Here is a 16,902-nt window from a genome sequence, read left to right as displayed (position 1 = left end):
GTTCAAGGACGGGACTGCCCGGCGGCACGCGCGACCGCCTCTTCTCCGGAGACCGGCCCGCGCGTTCGCGCGATCCTCCTCAGCCGCGCCACCCCCGCGCGTCCGGCCACGATGCCCAGGTAGGGGGCCGAACGAGCCGAACGGCACAGGACGATCCGCTCGTTGGGGACGAGGTCCGGCTGCCACTTGAGCTTGTAGTCCTCCTGGCCGCGCAGCAGGTTCAGGGACGGCAGACCGCCCCGGTAGGCGAGACGCAGATCGTTGCTGAGCAGCATCAATGCCACGTCCATGTCGTTCCGGAGGCCGGGCTCCGCGCCGTACAGGTACGCGCCGACCCAGTCCGGGCCGATCACCGCGAGGTCGGCGGCGACCAGCCGCCCGTCCCGCCGGTACTCGGTGAGCGCCGCCTGCCCGGCCGCGATCATCACGGCCGCCGCGTCGCCGAGCATCGCGGCGAAGCGCGGCCGCAGGTGCTCGGGGTTGACGTCGCGCCCCTGCCACTGCCGCCGGTGCAGCCGCAGCATCTCCACGACCGCCCGCCGGGCCTCGGCGGCGCCCGCCTGCCGGACGTCCAGTCCCAGCGCCTCGATCTTCCGGAGCCGCGCGCGGACCTTGCCCGCCGTCCGGCGCGGGAACCGGGCGCAGAACTCGGCGGGCCCGCACGCCGGAAGCCGCAGGCACACCGAGGACGGCACGCGGCGGCCCGGACGCGGCCAGTGCTCGGCCAGCAGGCCCGCCGAGCCGTTCGGCATCACCTCGGGGAAGTCCAGGACACCCCAGCCCGGCTCGTCCAGCAGCGCCTTCACCAGGTGCTCGACCGCCAGGGCCGCGTGCGCCCCGTCGACCAGCACGTCGGTGTGGTCGCTCTGGGCGGCGGCGAGCGGGACCAGGACGCGGTGTCCGTGGCGCCACCGCACCATGAGCGGGGCCAGCGCGATCAGCCGGTCGTCCCGCCAGACCGCGACGAGGCGCAGCCGCCCCGGACGGCCGTAGTGCCGCCACCAGGCGGCGTTCCAGGCCAGCGTCTGGAACGGGGTGGCGCGGCTGCGGCCGTACAGGTCGTTCCAGCCCGCGCCCAGCGCGTCCCACGCGCTGTCGTCGCGGTGCACCTCGGTGCGCCAGCGGGCCGTGTCCACCCGGCAGGCGGACTGCTGAAGGCTCACTGCCCGGCCTCCGGCGCGGCCTGTTCGCCACGGTTCCGGCGCGCCTTCGGGCCGTCCTCCCCGGGCAGCGCGTCCTCAGCGGCGTCGTCGTCCGGTTCGATGCCCGGACCGCCTCCCTGCCTGCGGCGACCTACCGGCGCCTGCGGCCACCGCAGCCCCGCGAGCGCGGCCAGCGCCGCCAGCAGTCCCCCGGACGCCGCGCCGACGGCGATGTCCAGGACGAGCCTGGGCGAGCTGGCCGTCGTGGGGGCGAGCGCGTTGCTCATGAGGATGACCCGGACACCGGTGTCCCTCTGGTGACCGGCGCCGTAGCGGACGAGCGCGGCGGCGGCGGCGTTCGCCAAGGTCGCCGCGCGACGCGCCTCCGACGCGGACGCGGTCAGCCGGATGAGCGGCGTGTCCGGCGAGGTGGACGTCCGCAGCCGCTTGGCCGCCGACTCCACCGCCGTCCCCCACGGCGCCGGGGACGGCGCCCACGTGAGCGTCTCGGGCAGGCTCGCGAGCCTGCCGTACGCCTGCGCGTAGTTGACCGCGTCGGCGCCGGTGCTCTGCTTGTCCGGCGCGATCAGCACGTTCGCGGACGCGTCGTAGGAGGGCGGGGTGAGCAGCCCGTACACGGTCCCGGCCAGCGCGCCGAACACGATCACGGCCATCGGGAGCGCCGCCCCGCGAGCCGGGGCCGACGGCCCGCGCGACCGCCCGGCCGCGTGCGGGAGCCCGGTGCCCGCCGGACCGGCGTCCGGCCCTGTGGCGGGCCCTGTGCCGGGCCCGTCCTCCGCCGTCCGGGTCTTGGCCGTGGTCATCGATGTGCCTCCTCGGAAGTCGTCATGAGGCCGGGCTGGTCGAGCCGTTCGGCCTGGTAGAGCGCGACCAGCCGGGCTACGGGGCCGTCGACCGCGTAGGCCCGCGCGGCGGCGGCGCAGGTGCGCGCCGTGAAGGGCAGGTCCCCGAGTTCGAGGAGCGCCGCCGCGTACTCCCCGGCCGTGCAGGGCACCCGCCGGACGAACGGCTCGCCGGGCTGGTCGCCGGGAGGCCGTCCGGCCAGGTCCTGGAGGGCCGGGCAGGTGGTGTGGAGCGTGGGAAGCCCGTTGGCCAGGGCCTCCAGGACGCTGACCCCGAAGGTCTCCTGCTCCGACGGCGAGGCGAACACGTCCATGGCGGACAGGTGCGCGCCGATGTCCTGCCGCGCGCCCGCGAAGATGACGCGATCCCCCGAGGCGGACGCCAGCGCGTGCAGGCGCGGCGCGTCGGGGCCGTCCCCGACGATCAGCAGCTTGACGTCCGGCACCTGCGCGATGGCCTCGATCAGGACGTCCACGCGCTTGGTCGGGACGAGCCGTCCGACCGTCCCGACGACGAAGTCCCCGGGCGCCACCCCGAACCCGTTCCGGACGCGCTCGCGCGCCACGGGGTCGAAGGCGAAGGCCGCCGGATCCAGCCCGTTCGGGATCGTGACGACCCGCCGCGCCGGGACACCCCAGTCGCGCAGACGCCGTTCGACCGTCGGCGACACCGCGACCGTGGCCGAGCCGAGCCGCTCGCTCGCGCGGTACAGCATCCGCACCGGCCAGGTGGTATCCCTGCCCTCGATGTGCCCGTCGCCGAGGGAGTGCTCGGTCGCGATGACACGCCCGATGCCCGCGATCCGCGCGGCGACGCGTCCGTACAGGCACGCCCGGTAAAGGTGGGTATGGACGGCGTCGTACCCGCCGCTCCGCATCAGCGACACCAGCCTGGGCAGGACGGTCAGGTCACGGTTGTGCGCCATCCCCAGGTTGTGGACAGGAACGCCGAGGTCGCGCAGCTCGTCCGCGAGCGTGGTCGGCCCGGCCAGCGTGGCCACCTCGCACTGCACGGGAAGGTGCCGCGCGAGCAACACCAGCTGTCGTTCCGCACCCCCCAGCCCCAACCCGGTGATGACATGCAGAACACGCGTCACCCCCGCCCCGAGCGTCACCCCGCTCCCGCGCGCCAACCCGCTCCCCCGCGACAATCCAGCCGCCCGCGTCATGCGAGCTTCCTTTGGCGGAACCGGTGGCGGGCGAACTTGAGGCGCATCCGGAGCGGGTCGTCGCGCTCGCCGATGTAGGTGCGGGCGAGGGCGTGCCGGTCGGCGCCCGTCCCCCAGATCGCGCATCCGTAGTCATAGCCCGCGTCCCGGACGGCCTCCGCCTCGCGCGGCGTCACGTGCCCGTAGGGGTAGGCGAACCCCGAGACCGGCCGCCGGAGCAGCTCTTCGAGCCGGGCCCGGCTCTCCCGCAGCTCCCCGGCCAGGACGTCGTCGCTCGCGTCCGGAAGCGAGAGGTGCCGGACGCCGTGGGACGCGACCTCCATGCCCGCGTCGGCGGCGGCGCGCAGCTGCCCGGCGTCCATGAGCCGCCTGCGGGGACCGTCGTCCCAGGAGTTCCCGCCGCCGATCTCCCCGGACACCATGAACACCGTCGCGGTGAACCCCAGCCCGCGCAGCACCGGGACGACATGCCGGACGAAATCGTCGTAGCCGTCGTCGAAGGTGAGGCCGACCAGTCCCCGGCGCCGTCCGGCGGCCCGCGCCGCCAGCAGTTCCGCGACGCCGACGCCGCGCAGGCCACGGGCCTTCATCCAGCGCATCTGCCGTTCGAACCGGCCGGGCGTGACGGTGATCAGATACGGATCCTCGAGGCGGTGGTCCACGGAGTGGTACATGAGCACCGGCGGCATCCGGCCCGGCGGGGCCGCCCGGGTCGCGCCCGGCCCCGGTCCGCCCTGCGGCTGGTCCCTGGTCGTCCACTCGATGCCCATCAGCCGATCACCCTTCGCATGGCCGGCAGTCGTTCCGCTGACGGAGCCGGCCCGGCCTCGCCGGCTCCCCCCGTTCCGCTCTCCGCCCCGCGCCGTCCCGGCAGACCACCCCGCAGGCATTGCGAACCCCTGACGACCAGGGCGAGCGTCGCCGCCATGACCAGCAGCAACACCGCTCCCCCCACCACCAGCCGGACGAGCGGCGGAGCGTCCCCGACCACCAGCCGCGTCACCTGCCCAGAGCCGAACCCGGCGACGAGAGCGCAACCCACGCCGATGACGAGACGCCGTCCCAGCAGGCCGAACCGGATGGGCGCCACCCGCCGCCGGACGGTCACCAGTTGCAGGACGGCGGCGACGCTGATCCCGGCCGCGTTGCCCACGGCGAGCGCGCCCGCCCCATGGCTCGCGCCGAACAGCGCGGCGATGCCGAACGTCACGCCGAGACCGGCCAGCATCGCCACCGGCGTGCGCCAGTTGGGCCGCCGTCCCGCCGACAGGGCGCGGACGCTCACCCCCAGCAGGCACTGGGCGAGCAGGCCGAGCGAGTAGATCCGCAGGATGTGGGCCGTGCTCAGGGAGTCGGACCGGGTGAACGCCCCGTGCTCGAACATCACCCGGGTGATCAGCGGCGCGAACGTCCACAGGTAGGTGATCGCGACGAGGATCAGCAGCCCGACGACCGTCAGGTCGCTCTCGATGCGCCGCCGCAGCAGTCCGGCGTCGTCGTCCAGATGGGCCCGGACGAGCCGGGGGAAGGTGACGGTCGCGACCAGCAGCGCCAGCACCATCGGCACCTGGGCGACCTTCTGCGCGTAGTTCAGATGGGAGATCGTCCCCTCGGGCAGGCTCGAACCGAAGAACCGCTCGATCAGCACCTGCGCCTGCCGCGCGACCGTGTACACGATGACGGGCGCCGCCGCCGCGAGCCGCACCTGCCGCGTCGAGAGCCCCGGATCCAGGCCGCGCGCTCCGTCGAGATCGGCCGTGCCGGAAAGGCGTCCACGCCCGCGCAGCACCCGCACGAACGCGGGCATCTGGACGAGGACCATGAACAGGCTGCCGCACGCGACCCCGAGCGCCGCGCTGGTGATCCCCCACGCGTCCGCCAGCATGACCAGCATCGCGAGGATGCCGACGTTGTACGCCAGGTAGATCGCGGCGGGCGGCCCGAACCGGTGGTGCGGACGCAGGATCGCGCTCATGAGTCCCGCGACGCCGAACGTCAGGACGGTCACGGCCGTGAGCCGCAGGCACACGACCGCCTCGGACCGGTTCGCGACGCCGGGCGCGGCGATCCGCACCAGCCACGGCGCGAGCAGGGTCACGGCCACCGACAACACCGTCAGGACGAGGACCAGCCGCGGCGCGACCCTCCGCACCAGCCGCGGCACCCCGTCCGGCCGGACCATCGCGCGCGTGACGACCGGGACCATGACCAGCGCCATGGCGTCCTCGATGAGCAGCGGCGACACCGTCTCCGGAACCGTCCAGGACACCAGGAACGCGTCCGTGCTCGGCCCCGCCCCGAAGCGGTCGGCGAGCAGCAGGTCCCGGACGAACCCCATCCCCGTCCCGGCGCACACCAGCACCGCCGACAGCGCCGCCGCCCGTCCGACGGAAAGCGCGCGGACGCCCTTCGCGTCGGTCACGGGGACGTCGGCGGCGGTCACCGCGCGTCCTCCGCCCGGACGGTCCCGTCCGGCGAAGCCACAGGCCAGGTGTGCCGGGCGGCGAGCCCGAGCACGATCCCCACGAGGACGGTCGTGGGCCCGCCCACGTCCGAGTACAGGAAGTTGACCAGGATCAGGGTCGCGACGCCCACGGACAGCAGCCAGTGCCCGTCCGAGGCCTCGCCCCTCCGCCACAAACCGACCTGCAACGCGCCGAGGGCCAGCACGAACGCCGCGGCCCCGAGCATCCCCTGCTCCGACAGCACCAGCAGGTACTGGTTGTGCGGCGACAGCAGGGGCTCCCGGACGAACCCGGTCACCGAATCGGCCGTGTCACTGCCCCCGGACAGCCTCGGCGGCGCGTACGCGTCCCGGAAGGCCGGGAAGTTCTTGAGGCCGACGCCGGTCACGGGATGGTCCCGCCACATCCCCCCGGCGGTGCTCCACAGGCTGTACCGGTCCCCGACCGAGCGATCCGGGTCGCGGACGGACGCGAGGATCGACCGGGTGCGCGTCCCGAAGGTCCCCGCGCCGATCCCGAGGCCGCCCACGACCACGGTCAGCAGCGCCAGCGCGCACAGCCCGAGGCGGACGGCGAGCTTCACGTCGAACCGCACGAGGACGACCAGCACGCCGATCCCCGCCGCGATCCAGCTGCCGCGGCTCAGCGAGCACGCCAGCCCGGCGGCGAGGACGGCCGCGACGCCGAGGAACGCGGCGCGCCGCCACCCGTCCGGCGCGGTGAGCGCCAGCGAGACGGCCATGACCAGCGCCATCCCGCAGACGGCCGACATCGCCATCACGTCCAGCGCGCCGAACGTCCCGACCGCCCGGATCAGCTGCCCCGCGTACGAGGCGCCGTTGTGGGTGGCCGTCTGCCAGACGCCCACCAGCGCCTCGACCACACCGAGGGTCACGACCGAGCCCACGACGATCGACACGTCCAGGCGGTCGCGCAGCGAGACGATGACCGCCAGCGGCACCAGGACGAAGATCTGCGCCTGCCGCACCCAGCCCACCAGGCTGGTCGCGGGGTCGGGCGAGAACTCCGCCGAGAGCGCGGCCCCGAGGACGACCCCCGCGAACACGAGCGCGACGACCACCGGAACACGAACACACGAGCCCGCGCCGACACACCCACGCACCCACAGCGCGCCCGCCAGAACGACCATGACCAGACTGACCACGTCGCCCGGCGACACATGCGCCGTCCCGGACCCGACCGCGCCGCCCCCTCCGGGGATCGCCAAGCTCAGCACCGTCGCCGCGACCAGCCAGGACGGCCGCGCCCACAGGACCCGGTCCTGCCCCCACCGAGGCGGGCCGTCGATCCACGGGAGCCGGGGCCGCCCCGCGAGAGCCGACCGCGCGCCGGTCATGCGCTGCCGGGCCGGGAGTCGAAGCCGGAACGGACCCGCCGGTCCATGGCCCCCGTCACCGGCCCTCCCGGACGAGCACGGCCCGGACGGTCATCAGCAGGATCCGCAGGTCCGCGGCGAACGACCAGTGATCGATGTAGTAGTTGTCGTAGCGCACCCGGTCCTCGATCGAGGTGTCGCCGCGCAGCCCGTTGACCTGCGCCCATCCCGTCATCCCCACCGGCATGCGGTGCCGCAGCCCGTAGTTCGGGACGGACGCGCCGAACCTCCCGACGAAGTGCGGGCGCTCCGGACGCGGCCCGACCAGGCTCATGTCGCCGCGGACGACGTTCCACAGCTGGGGCAGCTCGTCCAGCGAGGTCTTCCGCAGGAACCGTCCCACCGGCCCCACGAGCCGCTCGTCGTCGACCGACCAGCTCGTGTCGGCGTGGTGCTCGCTGCTGGGGCGGACCGTCCGGAACTTCACCAGCGTGAACTCGCGTCCGAGCAGCCCCACCCGGCGCTGCCGGAAGATCACGCCCGGCCCGCCCTCGAGCCGCACCGCGACCGCGCACAGCACCATCAGCCAGCCCAGCAGCACCGCCGTCGCCGACGCCACGACGAAGTCGAACATCCGCTTGCCGCGCCGTCCGAGCGTGACCCGCGCGGCGTCCAGGACACGGACGACCGGGATCCCGTCCAGGTACTCGCGGCCCCGCGCCCCGGCGGGCAGCAGGCCCGGCGTGGTCACGACCGCCCAGACCTCCCCTGTCGTCCGCGCGGCGGCCCGCATCGCGGCGTCCAGCTGGCCGGGTTGGACGTCCTCGCAGGCCACCAGGGCGACCCGGGCCCGCATCGCGCGGAGCGTCCGCGTGAGGTGCGGCCAGTCCTCCGCCGCGGACGCCGGAAGCGGCCCCTCGAGATGCCGCAGGTCCAGCCGCGCCGTCACGGTCAGGCCCAGATCGGAACACCGGTCGAGGTGCTGGGCGACGCGGTCCGCGACCGTGCCGGACCCGATGACGACCGTCGCCCGAAGCCGCGACGGCCTGCGCCGGAATCGCCGCGCCGCCCTGAACACCGGCAGCCGTCCCACCAGTGCCAGCACCGACGCCGACAGGACGAACTCCAGCATCTGAAGCGCCGCGTGCGGCAGCGTCGCGGGCGTGGGCGGGAGCAGAACACGGTTGACGGCCAGGTCCGCCAGCAGCACGCGGGCCACGGTCGGCATGACCTCGTCGACGAGGCTGAGGCTCCGGCGCGGCCGGTATCCCCCGGCCACGGCCTGCAACGACGCGAGCACCGCCCCCGTGAGGACGGCCCGCGCCGGGACACCGGCCTGCACGAGGGAGAGCCCCGCGGCGGCGGTGAAGTCCAGCAGAGTGAGCGTCAGGCGGTACCCGGCCACGGGCAGCCGCGACGCGTACCGGCGGCGGGGAGTGCGCCGGTGGGACGGGCGCCGGCGGTCCGTCCCGGGCGCGCGGTCCTGGTCGACCGGCCGGAAAGGCGCGGTCTCCTCGGCCGTCGTGCCGAGGGCCGCGAGTCCCTGAGCTCCCAAATCGACGTCCTTCCGGGAACAGAAAGGCCAAGCCCGGCGATCCACCCGGAATCACCGTCGCGCCACCTGCGGATATCGACGGGAATGGGGCGTTCCCACGAAGTGCCGTCAAGCGGACTCGCGACGTCCGCCCCTCCGGGGGTTTCTGCGGTTCGCTCGGATTCGCGATCTGTTCGCGAGCATCACACGCCCCGGGACCCAGCGGGCCGTGTCACGGCTCCTTTGACGAACATCGAGGGGGACGATGGAACGTCTTTGACCCACGGGAGCCGAGGACAAAGGAACAAGAAAAGGGTCCCGACCAGACATCCGGACAATCCTCAGAAAAAGATCCCGGACAGAACGAACGGGCCGGGAGCAAGAGAACTCGCTCCCGGCCCGGCCAGAACTTGGATCAGTGGTGGTACCCGTAGTGACCCTCGTAGCCATAGCCACGGCCGTTCCGGCCCTCGACGGAACCGTTGTCGCAGTTGCCCGACTCGTCGTCCTGAGCGAGCACGTTGTGGAGGATGATGCCGATGACGGCACCGACCTCGACGGCGCGGCAGGTCTCGACACCGATGCCCTGCTGGTTGGACACCTTGTGGGAGTGGTAGGAGTGGTGCGAGCCAGCGCTCGGGTACGGCTCGTCCCAGGCCATAGCCGGGGAAGCGCTCGCCAGAACACCACCCGCCGTGAGGGCCATGAGCCCTGTCGCCACCAGTCGCTTCATTCCGAAGCCCCTTCTGTGCACAGTGGAATTTCGTCAAGTGCCTGCCCCTTGCGGGGCGGGCACCCACGGACACTCAACACGTTGAGCGCGCCAACTTCCACCTCTCCCCGAACGATTAGCGGGTAGCTCACCGATTCTTGACTTTCCAATGACGCACGACCCCGGCGCAAATATCCATTTCTCCCCATCAACCCACCCGACACGACAGTCCTCCGTTCCTGCCGCCGCCCGACACGCCACCCCAAGACAATCCCCCACAACTCATCCAAGGCACGAATTCACTCACCCACCCGGACACGTCTTCCATCGAGGACCGCACACGTGATCAATGCCGAGAAAGGCCACGTTCTCCCATTCACCCGGAAGACCGGAAAACGCGCGCTCCACCCCACACCCCCACCCGCCACACGACGTGCAGAGCACAGGACACAGGAGCGCAGAGCGCAGGGCCGCGGGCGCAGGAGGTCGGGCGCGGCGGTGTGAGGCACGGAGCACGACGGAGCGGGGCGGGGTGCGGGGTGCCCGAGGGCGGCGCAGAGCGCGGGGCTCAGAGCGGCGTAGAGCGCAGGGGCGCTGTGGAGCGCGGGGCAGGGCGCGCGGAGCGGGGTACAGGGTGCAGGTGCTGAGTGGGGCGGGGGGCTGGGGGTGCTGGAGACGCAAAAAGGCCCCGGGCGGTGGAAGCTTGCTTCCGACCGCACGGGGCCTGTTCGTGGAGGTGGCGGGAATCGAACCCGCGTCCTTCGGTGATGGGCCAGGGCTTCTCCGGGCGCAGCCTGCTTGACGCTTTCTCAGCCCCGGCGCTCTCGCAGGCGAGTCGCCGACGGGCTCAGTCGCTGTTAGGTGTTCTCTACTGCCCCGCGACCGGGCGGCAGAGTGGAGTCTCCTGATGATGCCGGATCCCGGGGCGGAGACGTACCCGGGCCGGCAGAGTCGCTACTCGCCTCAGGCGGCGAGAGCGAACTCGGACTGCTTCTTGTTGGCAGTTATAGGTTTGCTGTCACAGGATTTACGAGGTCACGACAGCAACCCTCGACCCGCTTCCCCTGGCTCGACCTACCGAAGTCGAGACCGGTCACCCCCATGTTGACTTGTCAAGAAGTCGGACGCCTGGGCGTCCACCACCAGACACTAGTAGGTCAACGTCGCGGATGCCAACGAGATTCCCCGGGGCCTGGGAAAAGTGACGCCCCGGTGGGCCGCGAACGTGTCGCGCCCACCGGGGCCGACCGGCAGGGTCGGGCCGGTCCGGACGGCAGAGCCTCCCCCGAGACGAGGCTCTGGTCTCATCACGGCGACTGAGTCCGCAACCCCCCGAGCGGTGTCTCAGTCACCTGTGAAGACGTGCCGGACGGCCCGGATGGTTGCTTCCATCGGGTCAAGAGATCGCCAAAAGGTGACGGAAGTCTCACCGGACATGTCAGGGGTTGCGGGTGGGGGACATCGACGGGTTCGTGCCCGTGGTGGGCGACTGGCGGCCCGGTGTCTGGCCGCCGGTGCCCTGGTTCGTCCCCGGACGCTGGCCCTGGCCGCCGGTGCCGGGAGTCGTCCCCTGGGGCGGCTTGGTGGTGGACGGCGGGCTCACCGTGGTGCCGTTCAGGAAGGACGAGGCGATCTTCGCCGCGTTCGCCCTGCCCTCGACCGCGATCGCGAACGCGATGTCGTCGCGGAACCCGACGAACCAGGAGACGGTCTTGGCCTTGCCGCCCTCCTGGTAGTTCACCACCGCGCTCACGCCGGAGACCTGGCCTCCGCTGCCCACGTTGGCGTCCTTCGCCGCGCCGCTCTGGACGGAGCGGCGCACCATCCGCTTCAGGTCGCCGACCGCGATCGGGTTGATCACGTTCACCTGCGCGGACGGGGTGTCCACCGGGTCCTTGGTGATGAAGGGCGGGCGCCACACGCCGGACGACACGGCCGCGGCGGCGGCGGCCATCGCCAGCGGCGAGGTGGTGACGCCGCCCTGCCCGGTGGCGATCAGCGCCTTCTGGCCGTCGTTGGCGGGGGTCGGGACCGTCCCGGCGTAGGACGGGAAGAGGCCGCCCCACTCCTTGCCGAGGCCGAACCTGGCCGCCGACTGGACCAGCGCCTGCGGCGGGAGCTTGGTGGCGAGCTGCGCCAGGGACGTGGCGCAGTTCAGCGAGAGGGCGCGCTCGAACGTGCTGGTGCGGGCCGCCTTCCCGGACGGGTTGGACACCGTCTGCCCGCCCACGTTCGTCGTGGCCGGGCACTCGGTCTGCGTGGTCTTCGGGACGCCGTTCTGGAGTAGCGCGTCCGCCGTGACGAAGGAGTACGCCATGCCCGGCGGGTAGTGGCCCTCCATGGCCTCGTCACGGCCGCCGGTGCGGTGGTTGGACACGGCCAGCACGTCACCGGTGCCGGGCCGCACCGCGACCAGGGACGCCGGGTACTTCACCTGCGACAGGGCCTGGTCGGCGCGGGGCTGGATCCTGCGGTCGAGGGTGGTGACGACGGGGGCCGGGTCGTGGCCGCTCCACGAGCGCAGCGGCGTGACGTCGTTGCCCTCGGGGTCCTGGGCGACGACCTCGATCGAGGGGGTGCCCGCCAGACGGCGCTGGAGCAGCAGCTGGAGGCCGCTCACGCCGATCGTGTCGCCCGGCTGGTAGGGGGCGCCGACCTGCTGCAGCCGGTCGGCGGTGGCCGCGCCGAGCTCGCCGACGACCTCGGGCGCGAACTGCGGCTGGATCGGGGCGTTGACGATCTTGAACTGGAGGCCGTCCACCTGCCTGAGGCGCTCGATCAGCTTGTCGCCGCTGGAGCGCTGCAGGGTCAGCAGGGGGAGGAACTTCTGCGGGGGCGCGGACCGGACGCGGCCGAGCAGCCGCTCGCCGTCCAGCCGCCGTCCGCCCTCGATCTTGGTGGTCTTCACCATCCGGTCGATGGTGGCCTTCGGGTCCTTCAGGTGCCCGGGGACGACCCCGACGAGGTCGGCGGGGACGGCCTTCAGCACCGTCTTGGAGTTCTGGTCCTGGATCGGGGAGCGCGGCGGGACCTGGGTGACCACCGCGAGCCGCTGGCCCTGCTTGAGGCTCGGGTGGATGATCGACGGCTCCCACTTGATCTTCCAGCCGGACCCCGCGCGCTGCAGGTTCATCGAGCTGTTGTAGGTCCAGGGCTCGCCGTTCTCACCCAGGTCGATCTTGACGGAGAACTGCGCGGTGGCGGTGTCGCCGCTCTTGACGACCTTCAGCATGCCGAGCTTCAGCGCGGCGGCGTCGAGCTGGCTGCGGACCCCTCCGAGGGCCGCGGCCACCTCCGCCTTGTCCGCGCCCATGGTGTGCCCCGCGGCGGCCGGGTAGTTGCCGACCTCCCAGGCGACCAGGAAGTCCCGGACGGCGGGCATCGCCGACTGCTCGGCGAAGCACGCCGACGCCGAGCCGCCGACGAGGAGAACGGCGGCCCCCGCCGAGATCGTCCGGCGCGCCGTGCTGCGGCCTCGGAGGTTCATCGACACCCTTCACCGTCTCCTGAGCCGGGCCGCGGCCGCCTTCTGCATCTCGCGGTCGGCCTCGCGCTTGGCGATCGCCTGGCGCTTGTCGTACGCCTTCTTACCACGGCCCAGCCCGATCTCGATTTTCGCTCGGCCGTCCTTGAAGTAGAGCGCCAGCGGGACCAGCGTCCAGCCGGGCTCGTCGGTCTTCTGCTCGATCTTCGCGATCTCCCGGCGGTTCAGCAGCAGCTTGCGCCGGCGCCTCGGGGCGTGGTTGGTCCAGGTGCCCTCGGTGTACTCCGGGATGTGGACGTTCTCCAGCCAGACCTCGTGGTCCATGACGTGCGCGTAGCCGTCGGCCAGCGAGGCCCGTCCGGCGCGCAGGGCCTTGACCTCGGTGCCCATGAGCACCAGGCCGGCCTCCCAGGTGTCGACGATCTCGTAGTCGTACCGGGCGCGCTTGTTCTGGGCGATCATCTTTCGCCCCTGCTCACGTGGCACGGGAATCAGCCTCGGTTCTGGTCGGGTCACCCCGGCCCGGCGCCGGTCGGGGGCGCCGGAACGGGAACGTCGGCCCAACGCGGAGCCGCCCGCGTCCGGAGGTGGACGGGGCGGCATCGGCACGCCGGACCTCGGCCCAGTGTAGGCGGGTGATCAGATGCGCAGGTATCGGCGCAGGGTGAGGAAGGACGCCACCGCGCAGAGCAGCACGCCGAAACAGATCGCCACGATGATGACCAGCGACACCGAGCCCCAGCCCAGTTTGGACGCCATCTGGATGTTGCTCGCGAGCCGGTCGACCAGCAGCATCTTGGAGAACACCAGCAGCACCGCGGCGAGGATGCCGCCGATCAGGCCGGCGATCGCGCCCTCCAGGATGAACGGCAGCTGGATATAGGTGTTGGACGCGCCGACCAGCCGCATGATCCCGGTCTCACGGCGCCGGTTGAACGCCGACAGCCGGACCGTGTTGCCGACCAGCAGCACCGCCGCGATCACCTGGATGCCCGCGATGATCAGCGCGGCGCTCTGCAGGCCGCCGAGGATCCGGAAGAACTTCTTCAGGATCTCCTGCTCGTTGATCACCTGGTCCACGCCGGCCTGGCCGAGGACGGACTGCGAGACGGCCTTGTACTGCTTGGGGTCCTTCAGCCGGACGCGGAAGGAGTCCGGGATGTCGCCGGGCTTGGTGCTCTGGACGAAGCCGGGGGTGGACGCGAAGCGGTCCTTGAACCGCGCGTACGCGTCCTCCTTGCTCTCGTACTCGACCTTGGAGACCTGCGGAAGCCCCTGGAGCTTGGCCTTCAGCGCGTCCTTCTCGCCCTGCTGCGCGTCCTTGCCCGCGCACTGCGGGTTGGAGGAGGTCTTGGCGCACAGGAAGATCGAGACCTCGATCTTGTCGTACCAGTAGTTCTTCGAGGAGTTGGCCTGGTTGTGCAGCAGCAGACCGGTGCCGAAGAGCGCCATGGCGATGGCGACGGTGATGACGAGGGAGATCGTCATCGTCAGGTTCCGGCGGAGACCGATCCAGATCTCCTGGAGAACGAACTGTGCGCGCATGCCTCGCTGTCCTTGATCGCCTGTGCCCCGGTGGGAGCTTCGAGTGCCGGTGCAGGCTATCGCTCTGCGACCGCTGGGCCGCGCGGGCGACGGGCCCCGGGGAGTTCACCCCGGATCCGCGCCGTCCCGGCGTCGGGTTCGGTGGCCGTGGGGCGCCTAGTACGCCTGACCGTAGACGCCGCGCGACTGGTCGCGGACGACGCGGCCGTCCTCGAGTTCGACGACGCGCTTGCGGAAGGCGTCGACGATGGCGGCGTCGTGCGTCGCCATGACGACGGTGGTGCCCGTCCGGTTGATCCGGTCGAGCACCTTCATGATGCCGATGGACGTGGCGGGGTCGATGTTGCCGGTCGGCTCGTCCGCCAGCAGGATCATCGGCCGGTTCACGAACGCGCGGGCGATCGCGACACGCTGCTGCTCACCGCCGGACAGCTCGTCCGGCATGCGGTGGGCCTTGCCCTCCAGGCCGACGAGGTCGATGACCTCGGGGACGACCTTGTTGATGAACCGGCGGGGCTTGCCGATGACCTCGAGGGCGAACGCGACGTTCTCGAACACGTTCTTGTTGGGCAGGAGCCGGAAGTCCTGGAACACGCAGCCGATGCGGCGGCGCAGGTGCGGGACCTTCCAGTTGCTCAGCTTGTTCAGGTCCTTCCCGGCCACGTGGACGTGACCCTGGGACGGCCGCTCCTCCTTGAGGATCAACCGGAGGAAGGTCGACTTGCCGGAACCGGAGGGACCGACCAGGAACAGGAACTCGCCCTTCTCGATGGCGACGTTCACGTGCTGGAGGGCGGGCCGGTTCTGGTTCTTGTAGCCCTTGGTGACGTTGTCGAAGTGAATCACGGCTGCATCACGGCGGTTCAGCACCATTCTTGCGAAGGACCCGCGCGGTCCCAGGGGACGGACCACTCAGCGTAGCCCTCGGACTTACATCGGGCTCGGAACACTCGACCTTAGGGGCTGAGTCCGAGGAACCGGTAACCGGACGCCCTCAGACCCCGTCCCACCTGGGACGAGTCCGGCCGCACGCCCCGCGCGAACCGGACCGGCTCGACGGGCCGCGTGGCCCCGTGCAGTGTAGAGGCGGGACCGGGCCGGCTCGACCATGCGGACCCCCGGCAGGCACCAGGACTTTACAGCCGGGACGCGACGAATGCCGGGGAATCGCGCCTAAAGTTCTCAGTGACAGAAAGTTCCCGATCGAGAGGGGCAGCCGGATGAGCTGCGAACATCTGGTCTGCGCGAACTGCTCGGGGCCGGTCGTCGAGGGCCGGTGCCCGACCTGCCGGGCCGCCCGCGCCGAGGTGCACCGGCACGGCCCGTCCGTCCCGCCCGCCCTCGTCCTCGCCGGGCTCGTGGCGCTGCTGTTCGTCGCACTGCTGCTCCAGCGCCTCTACGGCTGACCGGGCCTGTACGGGCCGACCGGCTTCCGCGGCTGGAAGGGCCCGGCGGCCCCGCCTCTCAGTTGGCCTTCGGGAGGGGCGCGTCGGCCTTGCTGATCGTCCCGAAGAAGCCGATGACATCGGCCTTCGGCGGATTGGCGTCGCCCTTCCCGGGATTCGCCGGATCGGACGCGGCCAGCTGGAGCGTCTCGGTGTAATCGATCTCATAACCGGGCACGGTGCCGTCCAGCAGATGGGCGGTCTCCGGGGGGATCGGCGGCTTGCGCTTCGGCCGGTCCTTCCCCTTCACATAGAGATCGTTGTTGCGGAACAGGGAGTACAGCACCAGCGCGCCGCCATGCTCGGCGCGCAGGGCGAAGATCGGGTAGGGCGTGGCGACGACCACGCTGGAGAACCCGAGCCCCTGGTGGCGGGCCTTCTTGCGGGCCGCCTGGATGTCGGCGTTCATCCCCGTCGTGACCGGCCCGGACGCCATCACCTTGGACGCCACGCTGGACGGCCCCTCGGCGGCGATCGTCGCCTGGATGCCCGGCAGGTCACGCGGCCGGATCAGCACCGAGGTGTCACCGGTCGCCAGCGCGGTCGCGTAGCCCTGCGCGTCCAGGACGACCTTGGGCTGCTTGGCCTTCGGGTCGAGATCGGTCTCGACGCTCAGCTTCCACCGGTCGCCCGGCGAGCGCAGGATGAACGCCATGAGCGCCGTCCGGGTGCTCTTGGGCTTGCCCAGCTCGGTGCGCGGGACGGACGCGACGAACCATTGCGGGTACGTCTTGACCTCCTGGAACCGCGGCACGTAGAAGGTCGGCTTGCCGAAGGTGAAGCGTGGGACGGGATCGCCGTCGTGGGAGGCCTTGCGGAACTCGGCGGCGGTCAGCGAGTACTGACCGTCCACGACCCAGCTCAGGGCGAGCCGCTCGTCGCCGGACGCGCGCGCGACGTCGTCGTTGACCGTCCAGGAGCGGAACCGGTCGGCCGCCAGCTGCGGCGTCAGGGCCACGGGCGTCGCGGTCGGACGCGGCGGGGCCGGGGTCACCTTCGTGCCGGCCTTGGAGCCGCCACCGCACGCGGACACGGCCACCGACAGCGCGAGCAGCGCTGGGACGGCCGTCGCCCCCCGGTACTTCCTCGGCACCGCGCCCCCTTGCCACCGCACTCAGGCCCCCATGGCCGACCCCATCGTGATTGTGCCATTCACTAGGGTATTGGGCGATCGCTCGGGCACTGGCCGGACGGCGATAAGCTCTAA

Annotated in this window: 14 protein-coding genes and 1 other RNA gene; 1 reads left to right on the top strand and 14 read right to left on the bottom strand. The window is 71.9% G+C overall.

Annotation, left to right across the window (positions count from 1 at the left end; all coding sequences use genetic code 11):
• Window positions 1-2 precede the first annotated feature (2 nt).
• From P696_RS49800 to ftsE, 13 genes are all read right to left on the bottom strand, one after another.
• Window positions 3-1,163, bottom strand: coding sequence for a GNAT family N-acetyltransferase (locus tag P696_RS49800; protein WP_157430079.1), 1,161 nt, complete (start codon window positions 1,161-1,163; stop codon window positions 3-5).
• The gene (locus tag P696_RS49795; protein ID WP_051468465.1) at window positions 1,160-1,966 is read right to left on the bottom strand and encodes a YveK family protein; all 807 of its coding nucleotides are present in this window, start codon (window positions 1,964-1,966) and stop codon (window positions 1,160-1,162) included. Before P696_RS49795 ends, P696_RS49800 begins: the two co-directional genes overlap by 4 nt.
• Entirely contained in the window at window positions 1,963-3,042 is a 1,080-nt protein-coding gene (locus P696_RS49790) for a glycosyltransferase (RefSeq protein ID WP_245627912.1), read from the bottom strand. Before P696_RS49790 ends, P696_RS49795 begins: the two co-directional genes overlap by 4 nt.
• Window positions 3,043-3,170: 128 nt before the next feature.
• Entirely contained in the window at window positions 3,171-3,944 is a 774-nt protein-coding gene (locus P696_RS49785; protein ID WP_245627911.1) for a polysaccharide deacetylase family protein, read from the bottom strand.
• Window positions 3,944-5,617: a murein biosynthesis integral membrane protein MurJ gene (gene murJ / locus P696_RS49780; protein WP_051468464.1), complete on the bottom strand. Its 1,674-nt coding sequence runs from the start codon at window positions 5,615-5,617 to the stop codon at window positions 3,944-3,946. Before murJ ends, P696_RS49785 begins: the two co-directional genes overlap by 1 nt.
• Window positions 5,614-6,996, bottom strand: a complete 1,383-nt coding sequence (locus tag P696_RS49775) for an O-antigen ligase family protein (protein WP_051468463.1) — start codon at window positions 6,994-6,996, stop codon at window positions 5,614-5,616. Before P696_RS49775 ends, murJ begins: the two co-directional genes overlap by 4 nt.
• Before the next feature lie 55 nt (window positions 6,997-7,051).
• Window positions 7,052-8,530 carry an exopolysaccharide biosynthesis polyprenyl glycosylphosphotransferase gene (locus tag P696_RS49770; protein WP_051468462.1) on the bottom strand — a complete coding sequence of 493 codons (1,479 nt, stop codon included), beginning with the start codon at window positions 8,528-8,530 and terminating at the stop codon, window positions 7,052-7,054.
• Between the two features lie 394 nt (window positions 8,531-8,924).
• Window positions 8,925-9,242: a hypothetical protein gene (locus P696_RS0133465; RefSeq protein ID WP_084338604.1), complete on the bottom strand. Its 318-nt coding sequence runs from the start codon at window positions 9,240-9,242 to the stop codon at window positions 8,925-8,927.
• 707 nt (window positions 9,243-9,949) lie between these two features.
• Window positions 9,950-10,322: a transfer-messenger RNA gene (gene ssrA, locus P696_RS53745) on the bottom strand.
• Between the two features lie 337 nt (window positions 10,323-10,659).
• Window positions 10,660-12,708 carry a penicillin-binding transpeptidase domain-containing protein gene (locus tag P696_RS49765; protein ID WP_064744177.1) on the bottom strand — a complete coding sequence of 683 codons (2,049 nt, stop codon included), beginning with the start codon at window positions 12,706-12,708 and terminating at the stop codon, window positions 10,660-10,662.
• Between the two features lie 9 nt (window positions 12,709-12,717).
• Entirely contained in the window at window positions 12,718-13,191 is a 474-nt protein-coding gene (smpB, locus tag P696_RS0133455; protein ID WP_026415746.1) for an SsrA-binding protein SmpB, read from the bottom strand.
• Between the two features lie 153 nt (window positions 13,192-13,344).
• On the bottom strand, window positions 13,345-14,250 hold the full coding sequence (gene ftsX / locus P696_RS0133450; protein WP_026415745.1) for a permease-like cell division protein FtsX: 906 nt from the start codon (window positions 14,248-14,250) through the stop codon (window positions 13,345-13,347).
• A gap of 156 nt (window positions 14,251-14,406) precedes the next feature.
• Window positions 14,407-15,096 carry a cell division ATP-binding protein FtsE gene (gene ftsE / locus P696_RS0133445; protein ID WP_026415744.1) on the bottom strand — a complete coding sequence of 230 codons (690 nt, stop codon included), beginning with the start codon at window positions 15,094-15,096 and terminating at the stop codon, window positions 14,407-14,409.
• Between the two features lie 374 nt (window positions 15,097-15,470).
• Between ftsE and P696_RS0133440 the strand changes: the two genes are divergently transcribed.
• A complete protein-coding gene (locus P696_RS0133440; protein ID WP_026415743.1) occupies window positions 15,471-15,656 on the top strand; it encodes a hypothetical protein in 186 nt (61 codons plus the stop codon).
• 58 nt (window positions 15,657-15,714) lie between these two features.
• Here the strand turns inward: P696_RS0133440 and P696_RS49760 are convergent, their stop codons facing one another.
• Window positions 15,715-16,788 carry a DUF8094 domain-containing protein gene (locus tag P696_RS49760; RefSeq protein ID WP_051468461.1) on the bottom strand — a complete coding sequence of 358 codons (1,074 nt, stop codon included), beginning with the start codon at window positions 16,786-16,788 and terminating at the stop codon, window positions 15,715-15,717.
• Between the last annotated feature and the right edge of the window lie 114 nt (window positions 16,789-16,902).

Source organism: Actinomadura oligospora ATCC 43269, from assembly GCF_000518265.1.
GTDB lineage: Bacteria > Actinomycetota > Actinomycetes > Streptosporangiales > Streptosporangiaceae > Spirillospora > Spirillospora oligospora.
Note: the sequence above shows the minus strand (reverse complement) of the source record. Positions and strands in the feature narration are given on the sequence as shown.

What these genes read in the sequence shown, in the direction of transcription:
- P696_RS49795 (WP_051468465.1), bottom strand. Translation starts at nt 1,966, where the DNA reads ATGACCACGGCCAAGACCCGGACGGCGGAGGACGGGCCCGGCACAGGG.
- P696_RS49785 (WP_245627911.1), bottom strand. Translation starts at nt 3,944, where the DNA reads ATGGGCATCGAGTGGACGACCAGGGACCAGCCGCAGGGCGGACCGGGG.
- P696_RS49775 (WP_051468463.1), bottom strand. Translation starts at nt 6,996, where the DNA reads ATGACCGGCGCGCGGTCGGCTCTCGCGGGGCGGCCCCGGCTCCCGTGG.
- P696_RS0133465 (WP_084338604.1), bottom strand. Translation starts at nt 9,242, where the DNA reads ATGAAGCGACTGGTGGCGACAGGGCTCATGGCCCTCACGGCGGGTGGT.
- P696_RS49765 (WP_064744177.1), bottom strand. Translation starts at nt 12,708, where the DNA reads ATGAACCTCCGAGGCCGCAGCACGGCGCGCCGGACGATCTCGGCGGGG.
- ftsX (WP_026415745.1), bottom strand. Translation starts at nt 14,250, where the DNA reads ATGCGCGCACAGTTCGTTCTCCAGGAGATCTGGATCGGTCTCCGCCGG.
- P696_RS0133440 (WP_026415743.1), top strand. Translation starts at nt 15,471, where the DNA reads ATGAGCTGCGAACATCTGGTCTGCGCGAACTGCTCGGGGCCGGTCGTC.